At 67.7% G+C, this 13,511-nt stretch carries 13 protein-coding genes and 3 tRNA genes; 9 read left to right on the top strand and 7 right to left on the bottom strand.

The window, feature by feature from the left end:
- Positions 1–15: 15 nt before the first annotated feature.
- Positions 16–86 (bottom strand) — tRNA-Cys (locus RS84_RS14475).
- Between the two features lie 53 nt (positions 87–139).
- Positions 140–212, bottom strand: a tRNA-Gly gene (locus tag RS84_RS14470).
- A gap of 153 nt (positions 213–365) precedes the next feature.
- On the opposite strand from RS84_RS14470, the gene RS84_RS14465 reads away from it, so the two are divergent.
- The 4 genes from RS84_RS14465 to RS84_RS14450 all read left to right on the top strand — a co-directional run bounded on the left by RS84_RS14465 (position 366) and on the right by RS84_RS14450 (position 4,162).
- A tRNA-Val gene (locus tag RS84_RS14465) sits at positions 366–438 on the top strand.
- A gap of 155 nt (positions 439–593) precedes the next feature.
- Positions 594–2,960 carry a lamin tail domain-containing protein gene (locus RS84_RS14460; protein ID WP_160298182.1) on the top strand — a complete coding sequence of 789 codons (2,367 nt, stop codon included), beginning with the start codon at positions 594–596 and terminating at the stop codon, positions 2,958–2,960.
- A 79-nt stretch (positions 2,961–3,039) separates the two neighbouring features.
- Positions 3,040–3,729, top strand: coding sequence for a Pr6Pr family membrane protein (locus tag RS84_RS14455; RefSeq protein ID WP_045258498.1), 690 nt, complete (start codon positions 3,040–3,042; stop codon positions 3,727–3,729).
- A 10-nt stretch (positions 3,730–3,739) separates the two neighbouring features.
- The gene (locus RS84_RS14450) at positions 3,740–4,162 is read left to right on the top strand and encodes a GIY-YIG nuclease family protein (RefSeq protein WP_052676386.1); all 423 of its coding nucleotides are present in this window, start codon (positions 3,740–3,742) and stop codon (positions 4,160–4,162) included.
- Between the two features lie 77 nt (positions 4,163–4,239).
- Here the strand turns inward: RS84_RS14450 and RS84_RS14445 are convergent, their stop codons facing one another.
- The gene (locus RS84_RS14445) at positions 4,240–4,626 is read right to left on the bottom strand and encodes an SPW repeat domain-containing protein (RefSeq protein ID WP_045258497.1); all 387 of its coding nucleotides are present in this window, start codon (positions 4,624–4,626) and stop codon (positions 4,240–4,242) included.
- A gap of 248 nt (positions 4,627–4,874) precedes the next feature.
- Between RS84_RS14445 and RS84_RS14440 the strand changes: the two genes are divergently transcribed.
- Positions 4,875–6,011, top strand: a complete 1,137-nt coding sequence (locus RS84_RS14440; RefSeq protein ID WP_045258496.1) for a DUF1611 domain-containing protein — start codon at positions 4,875–4,877, stop codon at positions 6,009–6,011.
- Here the strand turns inward: RS84_RS14440 and RS84_RS14435 are convergent.
- From RS84_RS14435 to zapE, 3 genes are all read right to left on the bottom strand, one after another.
- Positions 5,977–6,552 (bottom strand): type II toxin-antitoxin system PemK/MazF family toxin, encoded by a 576-nt coding sequence (locus RS84_RS14435; RefSeq protein WP_082062204.1) that lies wholly within the window; start codon positions 6,550–6,552, stop codon positions 5,977–5,979. The two genes, RS84_RS14440 and RS84_RS14435, sit on opposite strands and share 35 nt — an antisense overlap.
- Before the next feature lie 75 nt (positions 6,553–6,627).
- A complete protein-coding gene (locus RS84_RS14430) occupies positions 6,628–7,863 on the bottom strand; it encodes an ammonium transporter (protein ID WP_045258495.1) in 1,236 nt (411 codons plus the stop codon).
- A gap of 132 nt (positions 7,864–7,995) precedes the next feature.
- Positions 7,996–9,036: a cell division protein ZapE gene (gene zapE / locus RS84_RS14425; RefSeq protein WP_045258494.1), complete on the bottom strand. Its 1,041-nt coding sequence runs from the start codon at positions 9,034–9,036 to the stop codon at positions 7,996–7,998.
- 135 nt (positions 9,037–9,171) lie between these two features.
- Between zapE and RS84_RS14420 the strand changes: the two genes are divergently transcribed.
- Together RS84_RS14420 and RS84_RS14415 are read left to right on the top strand one after the other, a co-directional pair.
- The gene (locus RS84_RS14420; protein WP_045258493.1) at positions 9,172–10,065 is read left to right on the top strand and encodes a sulfurtransferase; all 894 of its coding nucleotides are present in this window, start codon (positions 9,172–9,174) and stop codon (positions 10,063–10,065) included.
- Between the two features lie 19 nt (positions 10,066–10,084).
- On the top strand, positions 10,085–10,516 hold the full coding sequence (locus tag RS84_RS14415) for a SufE family protein (RefSeq protein WP_045258492.1): 432 nt from the start codon (positions 10,085–10,087) through the stop codon (positions 10,514–10,516).
- On the opposite strand, the gene RS84_RS14410 is transcribed toward RS84_RS14415, so the two are convergent.
- Entirely contained in the window at positions 10,500–11,657 is a 1,158-nt protein-coding gene (locus tag RS84_RS14410) for an alpha/beta hydrolase (protein ID WP_045258491.1), read from the bottom strand. The two genes, RS84_RS14415 and RS84_RS14410, sit on opposite strands and share 17 nt — an antisense overlap.
- Positions 11,658–11,682: 25 nt before the next feature.
- Here RS84_RS14410 and RS84_RS14405 point away from each other — a divergent pair, with 25 nt between their 5' ends.
- The gene (locus RS84_RS14405; RefSeq protein ID WP_045258490.1) at positions 11,683–12,264 is read left to right on the top strand and encodes a DUF3000 domain-containing protein; all 582 of its coding nucleotides are present in this window, start codon (positions 11,683–11,685) and stop codon (positions 12,262–12,264) included.
- Positions 12,257–13,450 carry an HRDC domain-containing protein gene (locus RS84_RS14400; protein WP_045258489.1) on the top strand — a complete coding sequence of 398 codons (1,194 nt, stop codon included), beginning with the start codon at positions 12,257–12,259 and terminating at the stop codon, positions 13,448–13,450. Before RS84_RS14405 ends, RS84_RS14400 begins: the two co-directional genes overlap by 8 nt.
- Positions 13,451–13,511 lie beyond the last annotated feature (61 nt).

Here is a 13,511-nt window from a genome sequence, read left to right as displayed (position 1 = left end):
TATTCAGTTTCTACGAGGTGGCGACGGGATTCGAACCCGTGTAAACGGCTTTGCAGGCCGGTGCCTAGCCGCTCGGCCACGCCACCGTGTGGATTGACCCCACGTGCGGAAGGCCTTCCGAAGAAGGCCCCTGCACTTGAGCGGATGACGAGACTCGAACTCGCGACCCCAACCTTGGCAAGGTTGTGCGCTACCAACTGCGCTACATCCGCGTTGTTCCCGGGTTGTTGCCCCGAGCACTTGATAAACATTAGCCGACGTTCGGCCGTTGTCAAAACCAGAACCGAATCTCGCGCGTGTCTCGGTTTCTGGTCATCTGAGCCTCCGAGCGTCGGGTAGTATCGGTTGACGTACCCGCAAGGTATGGGCGATTGGCGCAGTTGGTAGCGCGCTTCCTTCACACGGAAGAGGTCATCGGTTCGAGTCCGGTATCGCCCACAGCACAACCCCGTCTCGCTCAGCGAGGCGGGGTTTCGTCGTTCATGAGCCGGGCTCCGGCATCCGTTCATCTTCCGGCCACCCGCACGACCGACGCTCGTCACCGGCACCTGATGGTCTTCGCAGACGACTGTCCGCCCGAAGAAGGATCTGTGGTGCCCCGAAACACTCTCATCAAGACGACAGCCATCGTGCTGGGCATCGCCCTCACGACGCTCGGAGGTGCGGCCGGCGCATCCGCCGACCCGACTGCGTCTGCCCCGTCTCTCCGGATCAACGAGATCGAGACCGACGGCAGCCCCGATTGGGTGGAGCTCATCAACTTCTCCGCCGACCCGCTGGATGCGTCCGGCTATGTGCTCACCGGTTCGCTGAACGGCTTCTCGGTGACCCTGCCTGCGAACACGGTGCTCCCTGCCGGCGGAGTGTACGTCGCCAGCGGCACGCAGTTCCCCGCGCTGAAGCTGAAGAAGGGCGACACCCTCACAGTCCTCGCGGCCGACGGCACGACCCGCATCGACGCTCAGACCTGGGGCGACACGCACCTCAGCACGTCAGGCCTGAACAGTGCCGGAGAGTTAGTGCACCTCGACATCAAGACACCGGGAGAGCTCAACCCCGGACAGGGCGGAGACGGCACGCCTGTCGACGACTCGTACAGTGCGATCTCGATCAACGAGGTCACCTCCGAGTCCGACACGTACGAGCTGTTCAACAGCGGCGATACCGACCTCGATGTGGCCGACTGGCTGCAGAACGACAGTTCGCACACCCCCTCGGCTCTCGACGCGCCGAACGGCACCGTCGTGCCCGCGCACGGGTTCCTCACCCTGAACTCGAACCAGGGTCTCAGCAAGGACGGCGACGCCGTGCGGCTCTACCTCTCCGACGGCACCACGCTCGTCGATGAGATCGTCTGGACGGGCATGGACGCCCAGCCCGGCTCCCTGTCCCGATGCGGCGACGGTTCTGAGAACTGGCTGCACACAGAACGCGACAGCTTCGGCGAATCCAACGCCACCGCCTGCAGCGGCCGCATCATCGATCTCAGCGGCGGCGCCGTGCCGTGCCAGACGGAGCCGGCATCTGACCTCGGCGCCGAGCAGCCGGGCGGGCTGACCTGGCCCGGCAGCCAGGACTGGAAGGTCGCAGACAACCAGTGCCAGTTCACCTCCGCCGTCTCCGGGCAGGACGTGTCGGGGCTCGACATCGACCCGAACGACCCCGACGTCATGTGGGCCGTGAAGAACAAGAACCACGTCTACCGCCTCATCAAAGACGGCGACCGCTGGGTCAAGGACCCCGCTGACGGCTGGGCTGAGGGCAAGGATCTCGTGTTCCCCGGCGCGACCGATCCGACGGCCAGCCAGCCCGACACGGAGAGCATCACCGTGGGGCCGGATGGCTTCCTCTACGTGACCACGGAGCGCGACAACAAGAACAAGTCCGTCGCACTCGACAGCGTCCTGCGATTCGACCCGAACGAGGCCGGCGGCATCCTTCACCCGACCGCACAGTGGAACGTGACGGCGGATCTCGCGGGAGTCATCGACCCGGCGATCAAGGACGACGCGAACCTCGGCTTCGAAGGCATCACCTGGGTTCCGGATGCTGCACTCACCGCAAGCGGCTTCGTCGACGAGTCCACGGGGCGTGCCTACGACCCATCCGACTACGAAGGTCACGGCGACGGTCTCTTCTTCCTCGCGCTCGAGAAGAACGGCAACCTGTACGCCTACGCCTTGAGCGGCGACGGCGCATCCGCACACCGCATCGCGACCGTGACGACGGGGATGCCACGGATCGCCGAGGTGCAGTGGGACGCAGACAACGACCGCCTGTGGGCGGTCGCGGACGACAGCGTCGGAGGGTCGGTCACCGTGCTCAAGGCGGATGCCGGCGGCTTCGCCGTCGACCGCGTGTACAACCGCCCCACAGGGCTCGCCAACCTCAACCTCGAAGGCTTCGCTCTCGCGCCGGACTCGACCTGCGTCGACGGCGTGAAGCAGGTGGTGCGCTCCGACGACGGCAACAACGGCGGTCACTCCCTGTGGGCCGGCACGGTCTCCTGCGATCTCGGATTCGTCGACCACATCGACGCGTCGGTGACGCTGAGCTCGGCATCCGTCACGGCCGGCGGAACGATCGACGTCTTCGCATCCGGTCTGACCCCTGGTGCGGCCTACGCGGTCGTCCTGCACTCCGACCCGATCACGCTGGGCACGGCGACGGCTGATGCCACCGGAAGGCTCGCCCTCACCCGCGTCACAGTCCCGGCATCCGTCCCCGCAGGAGCCCACACCGTGACCGTCTCCGCGGCCGTGGACCCGTCGACGGTGATCGCGAGCGCACCGCTCACGGTGACGGCCGCCGCGACGGCGCCTGGTACGTCCGGAGCGGGCTCACGAGGCTCGCTCGCCGCGACCGGCGCCGACGCCCCCGTCGGGCTGGTCACGTTCGCGCTCCTGCTCGGCGCCGTGGGAGCCGGGCTGACCGGGATATCCAGGCGACGGAGCGCATAGCGCCCGATCAGAGCGAGCCCTGGTCTCCGGTCCGCAAGGACACAGGCGACCAGGGCCCCGCTCGTCGTACACTGGCGCGATGAGCCCGCCGGTCCGCCCGCCGCGTCCGTCGATGCCGACGTCGACAGGCGTGCTGCGCATGGTCGTCGGCATCGTCGTCATCGGCGTGCTGGTGTACACCTACGTGCTCGGCATCCCCGCGGGCCGCGCCGACCCTTTCGACTACTTCGGCTATTTCACCAATCTCACGAGTCTGCTCGCCGCCGGCGTGCTCATCGCCGTCGGAGCGCGGACGCTGCGTGACGGCCGTCCTCCCGCGTGGCTGCACCTCGCCCGCGGAGCGGCCGTCACGGCGATGATCGTCGTCGCGCTCATCTACAACCTCGTCGTCCCAGGGACCGGTACTGCTCCGGGGTGGGTGAGCGTCACCCTGCATCTCGCGTTCCCTCTGCTGCTCCTGGTCGACTGGCTCGTCATAGCCGACCGTCCTCCGCTCGAATGGCGACGGATCTGGCTCGTGCTCCCCTATCCGCTCCTGTGGCTCGGCGTCACCCTGGTCCGCGGTGTCACGGACGGGTGGGTGCCATATGGCTTCCTCCTGCCGTCACGGGGCGTCGCGCAGCTCGCGGCGAGCGTGGGGATGCTGATGGCCACTCTTCTCGTGTGCGCGTCGCTCGTCTGGGCGATGAGCCGCATCAGGGTCTTCGAAGTCGCCCCCCAGACGCCGCCGAGCATCGGCAGCCGACTCGGTGTCCGACCCACTCGGTAGCGTCCCGGAGATGGCTGCTCCCGCTCGTCTCCCCGGCCCGTGCTCGCTGTGCGGGTCGACGACGGGCGTGCATCCTGATGGCGCCTGGCTGTGCGCGGTCTGCGGATGGCGCTACGGCGACTCCCCCGACCCTGATCTCCCACGACCGGTCGTCGAGGTCGTCTACTACATCCGCTACGACCGCCGCGTGAAGATCGGCACGAGCCGCAGGCCCCGGCAGCGACTCGCCAGCATCCGTCATCACGAGCTTCTGGCGTTCGAACGAGGCGGCCGCGCGCTCGAACAGCAAAGGCACCGAGAGTTCGCCGATGTGCGGGAAGGCGGCGAGTGGTTCACGCTGACCGCCGATCTCCGCCGGCATGTCTCCTCGTTGCGAGGGCGCGACGACCCCTGGAGCAGGTACGCCCGCTGGATCGCCGAAGCACTGTCCTGAGACGGGCACGGGCGGATGGCGTCACGGACGTCCGTCTCCGGAGTCCGCGACGCCATCCGCGCCTCGACTCGCTCTGCTCAGGCCCGCACAGGGCTCGCCTTCGCCGAAGCGGGCTGAGGCTGCGAGAACAGCACGACGACGATCACCGCCGCGCCGACCACGACATGCGGCAGCCAGACGTTCAGAGCCTCTCCCGAGAAGCCGAAGAGCCACGGCGACAGAGCGAGAAACAGGCTCGCCGCGACGTCGAACACGAGGTGGACGGGCATCGGGATCAGTCCGAACGGTCCCCATTCGTACCTGGTGAACAGGCTGTAGACGATGAGACCGACACCGAGCACGATCGGGATGATCACGGCGGCTCCGCCGACGCCGGCGAAACCGAACAGCCACGGCGCCGCGATCAGCGCGACTCCGACGATGTAGTCGAGAGCACCATGGACCTTGGTGGGGATGAAGCGCATGATTCCTCCTTGGGTACGCCGCGCAAGAGCGGCTCACACATCGTTCGGAGCCCGCGCGAATCCGGATTGGACGGCCATCTCCGGCGCCCGGATGCGCAACCGGCCCTCGCGGCGTCGTCTCAGCCTGCACTGCTACGGTGAGCGTGTCGGCATCTCGCCGACGTCAGGGAAGACTTCTCGTCGACCAACGGGCCGCATCGGCCATTTCGTTCTCCGTCGCCTCCTCTGGGTGATCCTAGGAGCACGCCATGCCCGTCCCCCGCCCCCTCAGCTCCCGCGAGCTGCCCGTCCGCCCCGCCGGCACCACCGCAGTCGTGTACTGCGAAGGGCAGTTCGGCGAGCAGGACGGAAAGACCGCCAACGGCCTCGTCCGACACTCTGAGAGATACGAGATGCTCAGCGTCATCGACAGCGTCCACGCGTTCCAGGACGCCGGCATGCTCCTCGACGGCGTGCCGAACGGCATCCCGATCCTGGCGAACCTCGCCCAGTCGATCGTCGACGCCGGGCATGTGCCGGATTACCTGATCTGCGGTGTCGCGCCAGCCGACGGCCTGCTCTCCGCGGCCCAGCGCACGGTGCTGCTCGACGGAATCGCCCACGGCATGAACATCATCAGCGGCCTGCACGAGTTCCTCGGCGATGACGACGAGTTCGTCGCCGCCGCGCTCATCGCCGGTGTGACGATCACCGATGTGCGTCGGCCGCGCAGCACCAAGGACCTCCATCTCTTCTCCGGGCGGATCTTCGATGTCACCTGCCCCCGCATCGCCGTGCTCGGAACCGATGGAGCCATCGGCAAGCGCACCACCGCGACGCTTCTGGTCCAGGCGCTCAACACGCACGGCATCCGCGCCGTGCTGGTCGGCACCGGACAGACCACGATCATCCAGGGAGGGCGCTACGGCGTCGCGCTCGACGCGCTCGTTCCCCAGTTCTGCTCAGGAGAGGTCGAGGATCAGGTCGTCGCGGCATTCGAGGGCGAGGATCCCGACGTGATCGTCGTCGAAGGACAGGGGGCGCTCAGCCATCCCGCTTACCTCACGTCCGCTCACATCCTCCGAGGCAGCCGCCCCGAGGCCGTGATCGTGCAGCATGCGCCGGGCAGGCGCGTGCTCAGTGATTTCCCGATGATCCCCATGCCGTCCGTCTCCAGCGAGGTCGCCCTGATCGAGGCGTTCGCAGACACACGGGTGATCGGCATCACCGTCAACCACGAGAACCTGACGGACGCGCAGCTCGCTGAGGCGATCGACGAGATCGAGCTCGATCTCGGCGTGCCGGCCACCGATCCCCTCACCCGGCCGACGAGCGAGCTGGTCGAGATGGTGCTGCAGGCCCTCCCTGCGCTCAGCCCGCAGCTGACCAGCCGTACCGCCCGCTGAGGGCGCGGGCGACGCTGCCGTACCGGCTCCTGTCGAGAACGGCCGCCTCGCGGCGCAGGCCCTTCTCGTGCACGCTGTACAGCTGCTCGATGTCGACCCAGGACTCCCGCCCCTGCGAATCCCACGAACCGCTGCCGATCGAGAGGAAATCGCGATCGCGCTCGTGCGCCTTGCTGGTCATCCTGACGGCGTAGACCCGATCGGCTGACTGGCGGCCGATCACGAGGACGGGGCGGTCTTTGCCCCGGCCATCGTTCTCCTCGTACGGGACCCAGGTCCAGACGATCTCACCCGCGTCGGGAGCTCCGTCGCGGTCGGGCGAGTATTCGATGCGCAGATCGCGGATGCTGCCGGGCTCGATGCGCACCGTGGCCGTGCCGGCGATGCGACCGGGGTCGGCGACGGCATCTGACGTTGATCCCCTGCGAATCCGCGCGTGCGGCCGATCGGGTGTCCCGGCCCGCTCGGGTGTTCGCCCTGAACGGACGATCGACAGCAGGATGTCGAGGAGCGCCGACACGACGCGATTCGGTTTGGCCACGCCATCACCCTAGCCGCCGCGCGCACGAGCGCCCCGACCCTTCACCGGGGCCGGGGCGCTCGCGAAACGGGTTGCTCAGTCGACGAGGGCGTATCCCTCTTCGCCGTGCACGACCAGGTCGACACCGGCGATCTCGTCCTCGTTCGTGATACGGAACCCGATCGTCTTCTCGATCGCGAAGCCGATGATGAACGAGACCACGAAGGAGTAGATCAGCACTCCGAACGCCGCGATCGCCTGCACAGCGAGCTGACGGATGTCACCGCCGACGAACAGGCCGGTGCCCGTCGCGAACAGGCCGAGGTACAGGGTTCCGAAGAGTCCGCCGACGAGGTGGATGCCGACCACGTCGAGCGAGTCGTCGAATCCGAGGCGGAACTTCAGCTCGACGGCGACCGCGCACAGCACGCCGGCGAGTGCGCCGAGCAGCAGCGACCAGCCCGGGGTGAGGTTGGCGCACGCCGGGGTGATCGCGACGAGACCTGCGACCGCACCCGATGCCGCACCGACCGAGGTCGCCTTGCCGTCCTTGATGCGCTCCACGAGGATCCAGCCGAGGATGGCAGCCGCGGTGGCGCCCAGCGTGTTCAGACCGATCAGGCCCACGCCGCCCATGTCCTCGGCGAGCCACTCCGCACCGGCGTTGAAGCCGAACCAGCCGAACCACAGCAGGGCCGCGCCGAGAAGCGTGAGGGGAACGTTGTGGGGCTTGAGGATGCCCTTCTGGAAGCCGATGCGCTTGCCGAGGACGATGGCGAGAGCGAGAGCTGCCGCACCCGCGTTGATGTGCACTGCGGTGCCGCCCGCGTAGTCGATGACGCCGACGCCGCTGTCCTCGCCGAAGAGGGTCGTGCCGAGGTTCATGATCCAGCCGCCGCCCCAGACCCAGGCCGCGACGGGGAAGTAGCCGACCGTGGCGAACACGCCCGCGAAGATCAGCCAGGATCCGAACTTCGCGCGGTCGGCGATGGCGCCGGAGATCAGTGCGACCGTGATGATCGCGAAGGTTGCGCCGTACGCAACGCCCAGCAGGGCGACGTTCGAGCCGTCACCGGCTGCGAGGTTCGACAGGCCGAAGTCGGCGAAGGGGTTGCCGGCGAACTGGGCCGGGCTCTCCACCGCGCTCATCGAGAAGCCGAAGAGGATCCAGAGGACCGCGACAAGACCGATCGATCCGAAGCTCATCATCATCATGCTGACGACGCTCTTTGCCTTGACGAGTCCTCCGTAGAAGAAGGCGACGCCCGGGGTCATCAGCAGCACAAGGGCTGTGGCTGTGATCGCCCAGGAGATGTTGCCGGGTGCATCCATGTGTAAACCTCACATTCGGGAAACTGTGAGCTTCAGTGTGGCGATGCCCGATTTCCGGAAAGCGTGAAGTTTGTTGCGCCGAGGTTACAGCGGGGCCGTTCGTGTGAACATCGCGTTACACAGCCCGCACATTCAGCGTTCAGCGTGCGTGAGAGCGTTCAGTCGCGAGATCGCGCGCAGGTACTTCTTGCGGTAGCCGCCCCCGAGCATCTCCTCCGCGAAGACCTGGTCGAGACTGACGCCGGTGGCCACGATCGGGATCTGCGCGTCGTACACGCGGTCGACGAAGGCGACGAATCGCAGCGCTTCGGACTGGTCCGTCAGCACGCTCACATCGCGCAGCCCGACCAGTCCGATGCCCGCGATCACCCGGAGATAGCGCGAGGGATGCACCTGAGCGAGATGAGCGATCACCGCGGAGAAGGAATCGTCGGATGCCGTGCCGCGAGCAGCGCCCGCCTCGATCGCGCTCTCGTACTCCTCCGGCGTGGACACCACGGCGTGCCCGTCGAGCGCACGCTGACGGAAGTCGACGCCGTCGATGCGAAGCGTCTGGAAGCTGTCGGACATCGCGTGGATCTCGCGGAGGAAGTCCTGTGCGGCGAAGCGTCCCTCCCCCAGCGCGTTCGGCGGCGTGTTCGACGTGGCGGCGAGCCGGGTCCCCGTGGGGACGAGCTCCCCGAGCAGCCGGGTCATCACCATCGTGTCGCCCGGGTCATCGAGCTCGAACTCGTCGATGCAGAGCAGATCCGCGCCCTTGAGCAGGTCGACCGTGTTCTTGTAACCCAGCGCACCCACGAGTGCGGTGTACTCGATGAACGAGCCGAAGTACTTCCGGCGTGCAGGCATGGCATGGTAGATCGAGGCGAGCAGGTGCGTCTTGCCGACCCCGAACCCGCCGTCGAGATACACACCCGGCTTGACGTCGGGCTCCTTCTTCGCGCGGCTGAAGAGCCCGCCGCGCTTCGCCGGCGCACCCCGCCCGGCGAATCTGATCAGGGTCTCCTTCGCCTCCTCCTGCGAGGGGTAGGCGGCATCCGCGCGATAACTGTCGAACGTGGCGCCGTCGAACTGGGGCGGGGGCACCAGACTCGCCAGCATCTCCGGACCGGTGACGGTCGGCTGGCGCTCGGTCAGGTGCACGACGCGGGGGCTGCTCGCGGTGTCAGTCATCGGATTTTCCTGTGTCGAAGTCTTACGAATCCGGTGCCGGGGGTGCAGCGGGGATCTATCGTCGAAAGGGACGGCTCAACACTACGCCGTCAGCGCGCCGGCTTCGGCGCGCGCTCACCGTCTGAGGAGATCCCTGTGGCCATCGAGTTCGATCCGTCTTCCGCCAAGTTCGCCGAGTATGCCGAGCCCGGACGGCTGGTCACGACCGAATGGCTCGCCGCGAACCTCGGCACGCCTGGCCTGGTCGTGGTGGAGTCCGATGAAGACGTGCTGCTCTACGAGACCGGCCATATCCCCGGCGCCGTCAAGGTCGACTGGCACACCGAGCTCAACGACCCGGTCGTGCGCGACTACGTCGATGGAGAGGGCTTCGCCGCACTCCTCAGCCGCAAGGGCATCTCGCGCGACGACACCATCGTCATCTACGGCGACAAGAACAACTGGTGGGCGGCGTATGCACTGTGGGTGTTCTCGCTGTTCGGCCACCAGGATGTGCGTCTGCTCGACGGCGGCCGCGATCGCTGGATCGCCGAGGGCCGTGAGCTCACCCGGGAGCCGGCGAACCGTCCCGAGACCCGGTATCCCGTGATCGAGCGCGACGATTCGGTCATCCGCGCCTACAAGGAAGACGTCCTCGCGCACCTCGGCAACCCGCTCATCGACGTCCGCTCGCCCGAGGAGTACACCGGTGAGCGCACCACCGCCCCCGCCTATCCCGAAGAGGGCGCGCTCCGCGCCGGCCACATCCCCACGGCGCAGTCGGTGCCCTGGGGCAAGGCAGTGGCAGAGGACGGCGGGTTCAAGCCGCGGGCCGAGCTCGAGGAGATCTACCGCGACGGAGCCGGCCTCGGCGAGGGCGACTCCGTGATCGCCTACTGCCGGATCGGCGAGCGCTCGAGCCACACCTGGTTCGTGCTGAAGCACCTGCTGGGGTTCGAGAACGTGCGCAACTACGACGGTTCGTGGACCGAATGGGGCAGCGCCGTGCGCGTGCCGATCGTCACGGGCGCCGAACCCGGCTCGCTCTGACCGTGTGACAATGGCAGGGATGAGCACCGCGCACGTTCCTGACTCCCTCGCCGAGATCCGCGACACGTTCCTGGAGACCCCCGAGGCCGATCGTCTGCTGCTCCTTCTGGAGTTCGCCGACGAACTGCCTCCGGTATCCGACGAGGTCGCGGCCCACCCGGAGATGTACGAACGCGTCGCCGAATGCCAGTCTCCGGTGTACATCCATCTGGAGATCCAGGACGGCATCGTCACGATGCACGCCACCGCGCCTGCCGAGGCACCCACGACGCGCGGCTTCGCCAGCATCCTCGTCCAGGGCATCACGGGTCTCACCCCTGACGAGGTTCTCGCGATCCCGTCCGACTATCCGCAGACGATCGGGCTGACGAGGGCCGTCTCTCCGCTGCGCATCGGCGGCATGACCGGAATGCTGATGCGGGCGAAGAACCAGGTCATGCAGAAGCGCTGAGCCCCTGCTCCTTCAGCCACTCCTCGATCGCGGCGGTCCAGGCGTTCTGGTCGTAGTTCCAGATCTTGGTGTGCCGAGCGACGGTGAAGTGCGGCATCGTGACCAGATCAGGGCGCGCCAGCTGCAGGGCGTGCGAGGCGTCCGAGGGCACGAAGCCGTCGTCGTCGCTGTGCAGGATCAGGATCGGCGCGGAGAGCTCCTCTGCGCGTGCGACCATGTCGAGCCGGTCGAAGGAGATCGCCTCGTCTGCGCCGCTGAGCCGCGCCATCAGCGGCACTTCGAGCGCGCTCATCGCGAGAGCCGGCAGTGGCGCGCGCAGCCCGGTCTCCCGCGCCTGGAATCGCAGGACGGTGCGCCAGTCGACCACCGGCGACTCCAGGATGAGGCCCAGGATGCGATCGCGGTTCGCCGAGTTGACAGCCGTCTGCAGCGCGATCGCACCGCCCATGGACCAGCCCATCAGGATGACGTTCTCGGAACCGTGTCGCAGAGCGTAGGAGATCGCTGCGTCGACGTCTCGCCATTCGGCCGCACCCAGCGCGTAGGCGCCGGCTCGGCTGCGCGGCGCCTCGCCGTCGTTGCGATAGGACACCACGAGGTTGGGCAGGCCGGCTGCGTGAAGCACCGGCACCGCCCGCAGGCACTCGGCACGCATCGTGCCGCGTCCGTGCACCTGGATCACCCACGTCGAGGAGGACCCGGGGAAGAACCACGCGGGGCACGGGCCGGCGGGCGAACCGATCAGCACGTTCTCGGAGGGCAGGTGGAGTTCGCTCGGAGTCGAGTAGTACCAGCCGCTGAACAGAGCGTCCCGATCGACCTTGGCGCCCGGCTCTATCTGCGTGAGCAGCTTGCGTCGCACTGTCGTGGCATCGGCGCTCAGCACGGCTCCCAGCTTCACGTAGCCGTAGGTTCCGGTCGTGAACAGCCCGTAGCGGCCTGGCAGCTCGGTGTCGAGCGTGCGCTGCAGCTCGATCGTCTGAGCGCCCGTGTCGACCGAGCGGATCACGACGTCGGGCACTCGCTTGCCCACGCTCACCACCCTGCGAGCCGTTCCGAACACGAGCAGGGCGGCGATGGCCGCCCCGAAGGCCAGAAGCCCGGGGACAAGGAGCGCAACGGCGTGCCTGAGACTCTTCATCGCTTCCTGACTCTAGCCTGTTGCCGTGACAGGACACCCCGATGCCGGGAGCGAGTTCGAGGCCGCCGCGGCGGAGCTTCGTGAGACCGTCTTCCGCGCCGACATCACGGTCCGCGAGATACCCACACCACAGGGGCTGGCGCCGTACGCGATCGCGCTCGCGGCGGATGTCCGCCCCGGCGACGACGGCGAGTCGGTGTACGGCACCGGACGGTTCGTCCTGCTGCACGATCCGGAGGGCCCGGCCGCATGGGACGGAACCTGGCGCATCGTGCTCTTCGCACAGGCGCCGCTGGAGACCGAGATCGGCACCGACCCTCTCTTGGCGGACGTCGCCTGGTCCTGGCTGATCGATGCGCTCGACTCGCGGAATGCCGCGTACCACTCGGCATCCGGCACCTCGACCAAGACCCTCTCGAAGGGATTCGGCGGCCTCGCCGTGGAAGGCGACGGCGCCCAGATAGAATTGCGGGCGTCCTGGACACCAGAGGGCCCCTTCCGACCGCACGTCGAGGCATGGGCCGAGCTGGTCGGAATGCTGGCGGGTCTTCCGCCCGGTTCCGAGGGCATCGCCGTGATCGGCGCGCGAAAGGCTGCACGTGACTGAATACTCCGTGATCTCGGATGCCGAGGAGTTCCTCGCGGCCTGTGCCGCACTCGCAGACGGGACGGGTTCCGTGGCCGTCGACGTCGAACGTGCATCCGGGTTCCGCTACTCCCAGCGCGCATATCTGGTTCAGGTCTTCCGTCGCGATGCCGGCGTCTTTCTCTTCGACCCGCCCGCGATCGGCGATTTCTCGCCGCTCCAGGAAGCGATCGGTAGCGCGCAGTGGGTCTTCCACGCCGCGAGCCAGGACCTTCCGTCGCTGCGGGAGCTCGGCCTGGAACCTGCGACGATCTTCGACACCGAACTCGCATCCCGCCTCCTCGGCCATGAGCGGGTCGGGCTGGGAGCAGTGGTGGAGGACACACTGGGGATCGTTCTGAAGAAGGAGCATTCCGCCGCGGACTGGTCCACGCGTCCGCTTCCCGCTGCCTGGCTCGAATACGCCGCCCTCGACGTCCTGCACCTGATCGACGTGCAGGAGGCGCTGATCGCCGAGCTCGACGAGCAGGGCAAGGCCGAGTTCGCCGCCGAGGAGTTCGCCGCGACGCTGAGTCGCCCGCCGAAGCCTCCTCGCGAAGACCCGTGGCGGCGTCTGAGCGGCCTTCACCAGGTTCGCGGCTCCCGCAACCTCGCCGTCGCGCGAGAGCTGTGGCGCGCACGCGAGGCCTTCGCGCAGGAGCAGGACGTCTCCCCCGGCAGGCTCGTCCCTGATCGGTCGCTCGTCGCCGCCGTTCTCGGCAACCCCCAGAGCAAGTCGGCTCTCGCGGGCATCAAGGAGTTCCAGGGGCGCGCCAGCCGCACGCAGATCGATCGCTGGTGGCAGGCGATCGTCGACGGCCGTGCGACGGAGGAGCTTCCTCGTGAGCGGGTCCCGAGCGACGCGCTCCCTCCGCCCCGCGCATGGGCGGACCGCAATCCGGAGGCGGATGCCCGGCTGAAGGCCGCGCGTCCCGTGGTCGAGGGGATCGCCGCGGAACTCGGGATGCCGACCGAGAATCTGCTGACACCCGAGTACCTGCGTCGCGTCTGCTGGGATCTGCCCGGCACGACCCCCGAAGAGATCGGTGCCGCACTCGCGGCGCTGGGCGCACGCCCGTGGCAGATTGCACAGACTGCACAGAAGATCGCCGACGCCTTTGTAGAGGCGGCGCAATCACCTGACGAGGCTCCCGCGCCCGCTTCGTAGGTTCGACCCAACCGATTCCTCCCGTTTCGGAGGCCTTCTTAGACTGAGGGCACCGCACAAA

It is taken from the genome of Microbacterium hydrocarbonoxydans (assembly GCF_000956475.1).
GTDB classification, from domain to species: Bacteria; Actinomycetota; Actinomycetes; order Actinomycetales; family Microbacteriaceae; genus Microbacterium; species Microbacterium hydrocarbonoxydans_A.
Note: the sequence above shows the minus strand (reverse complement) of the source record. Positions and strands in the feature narration are given on the sequence as shown.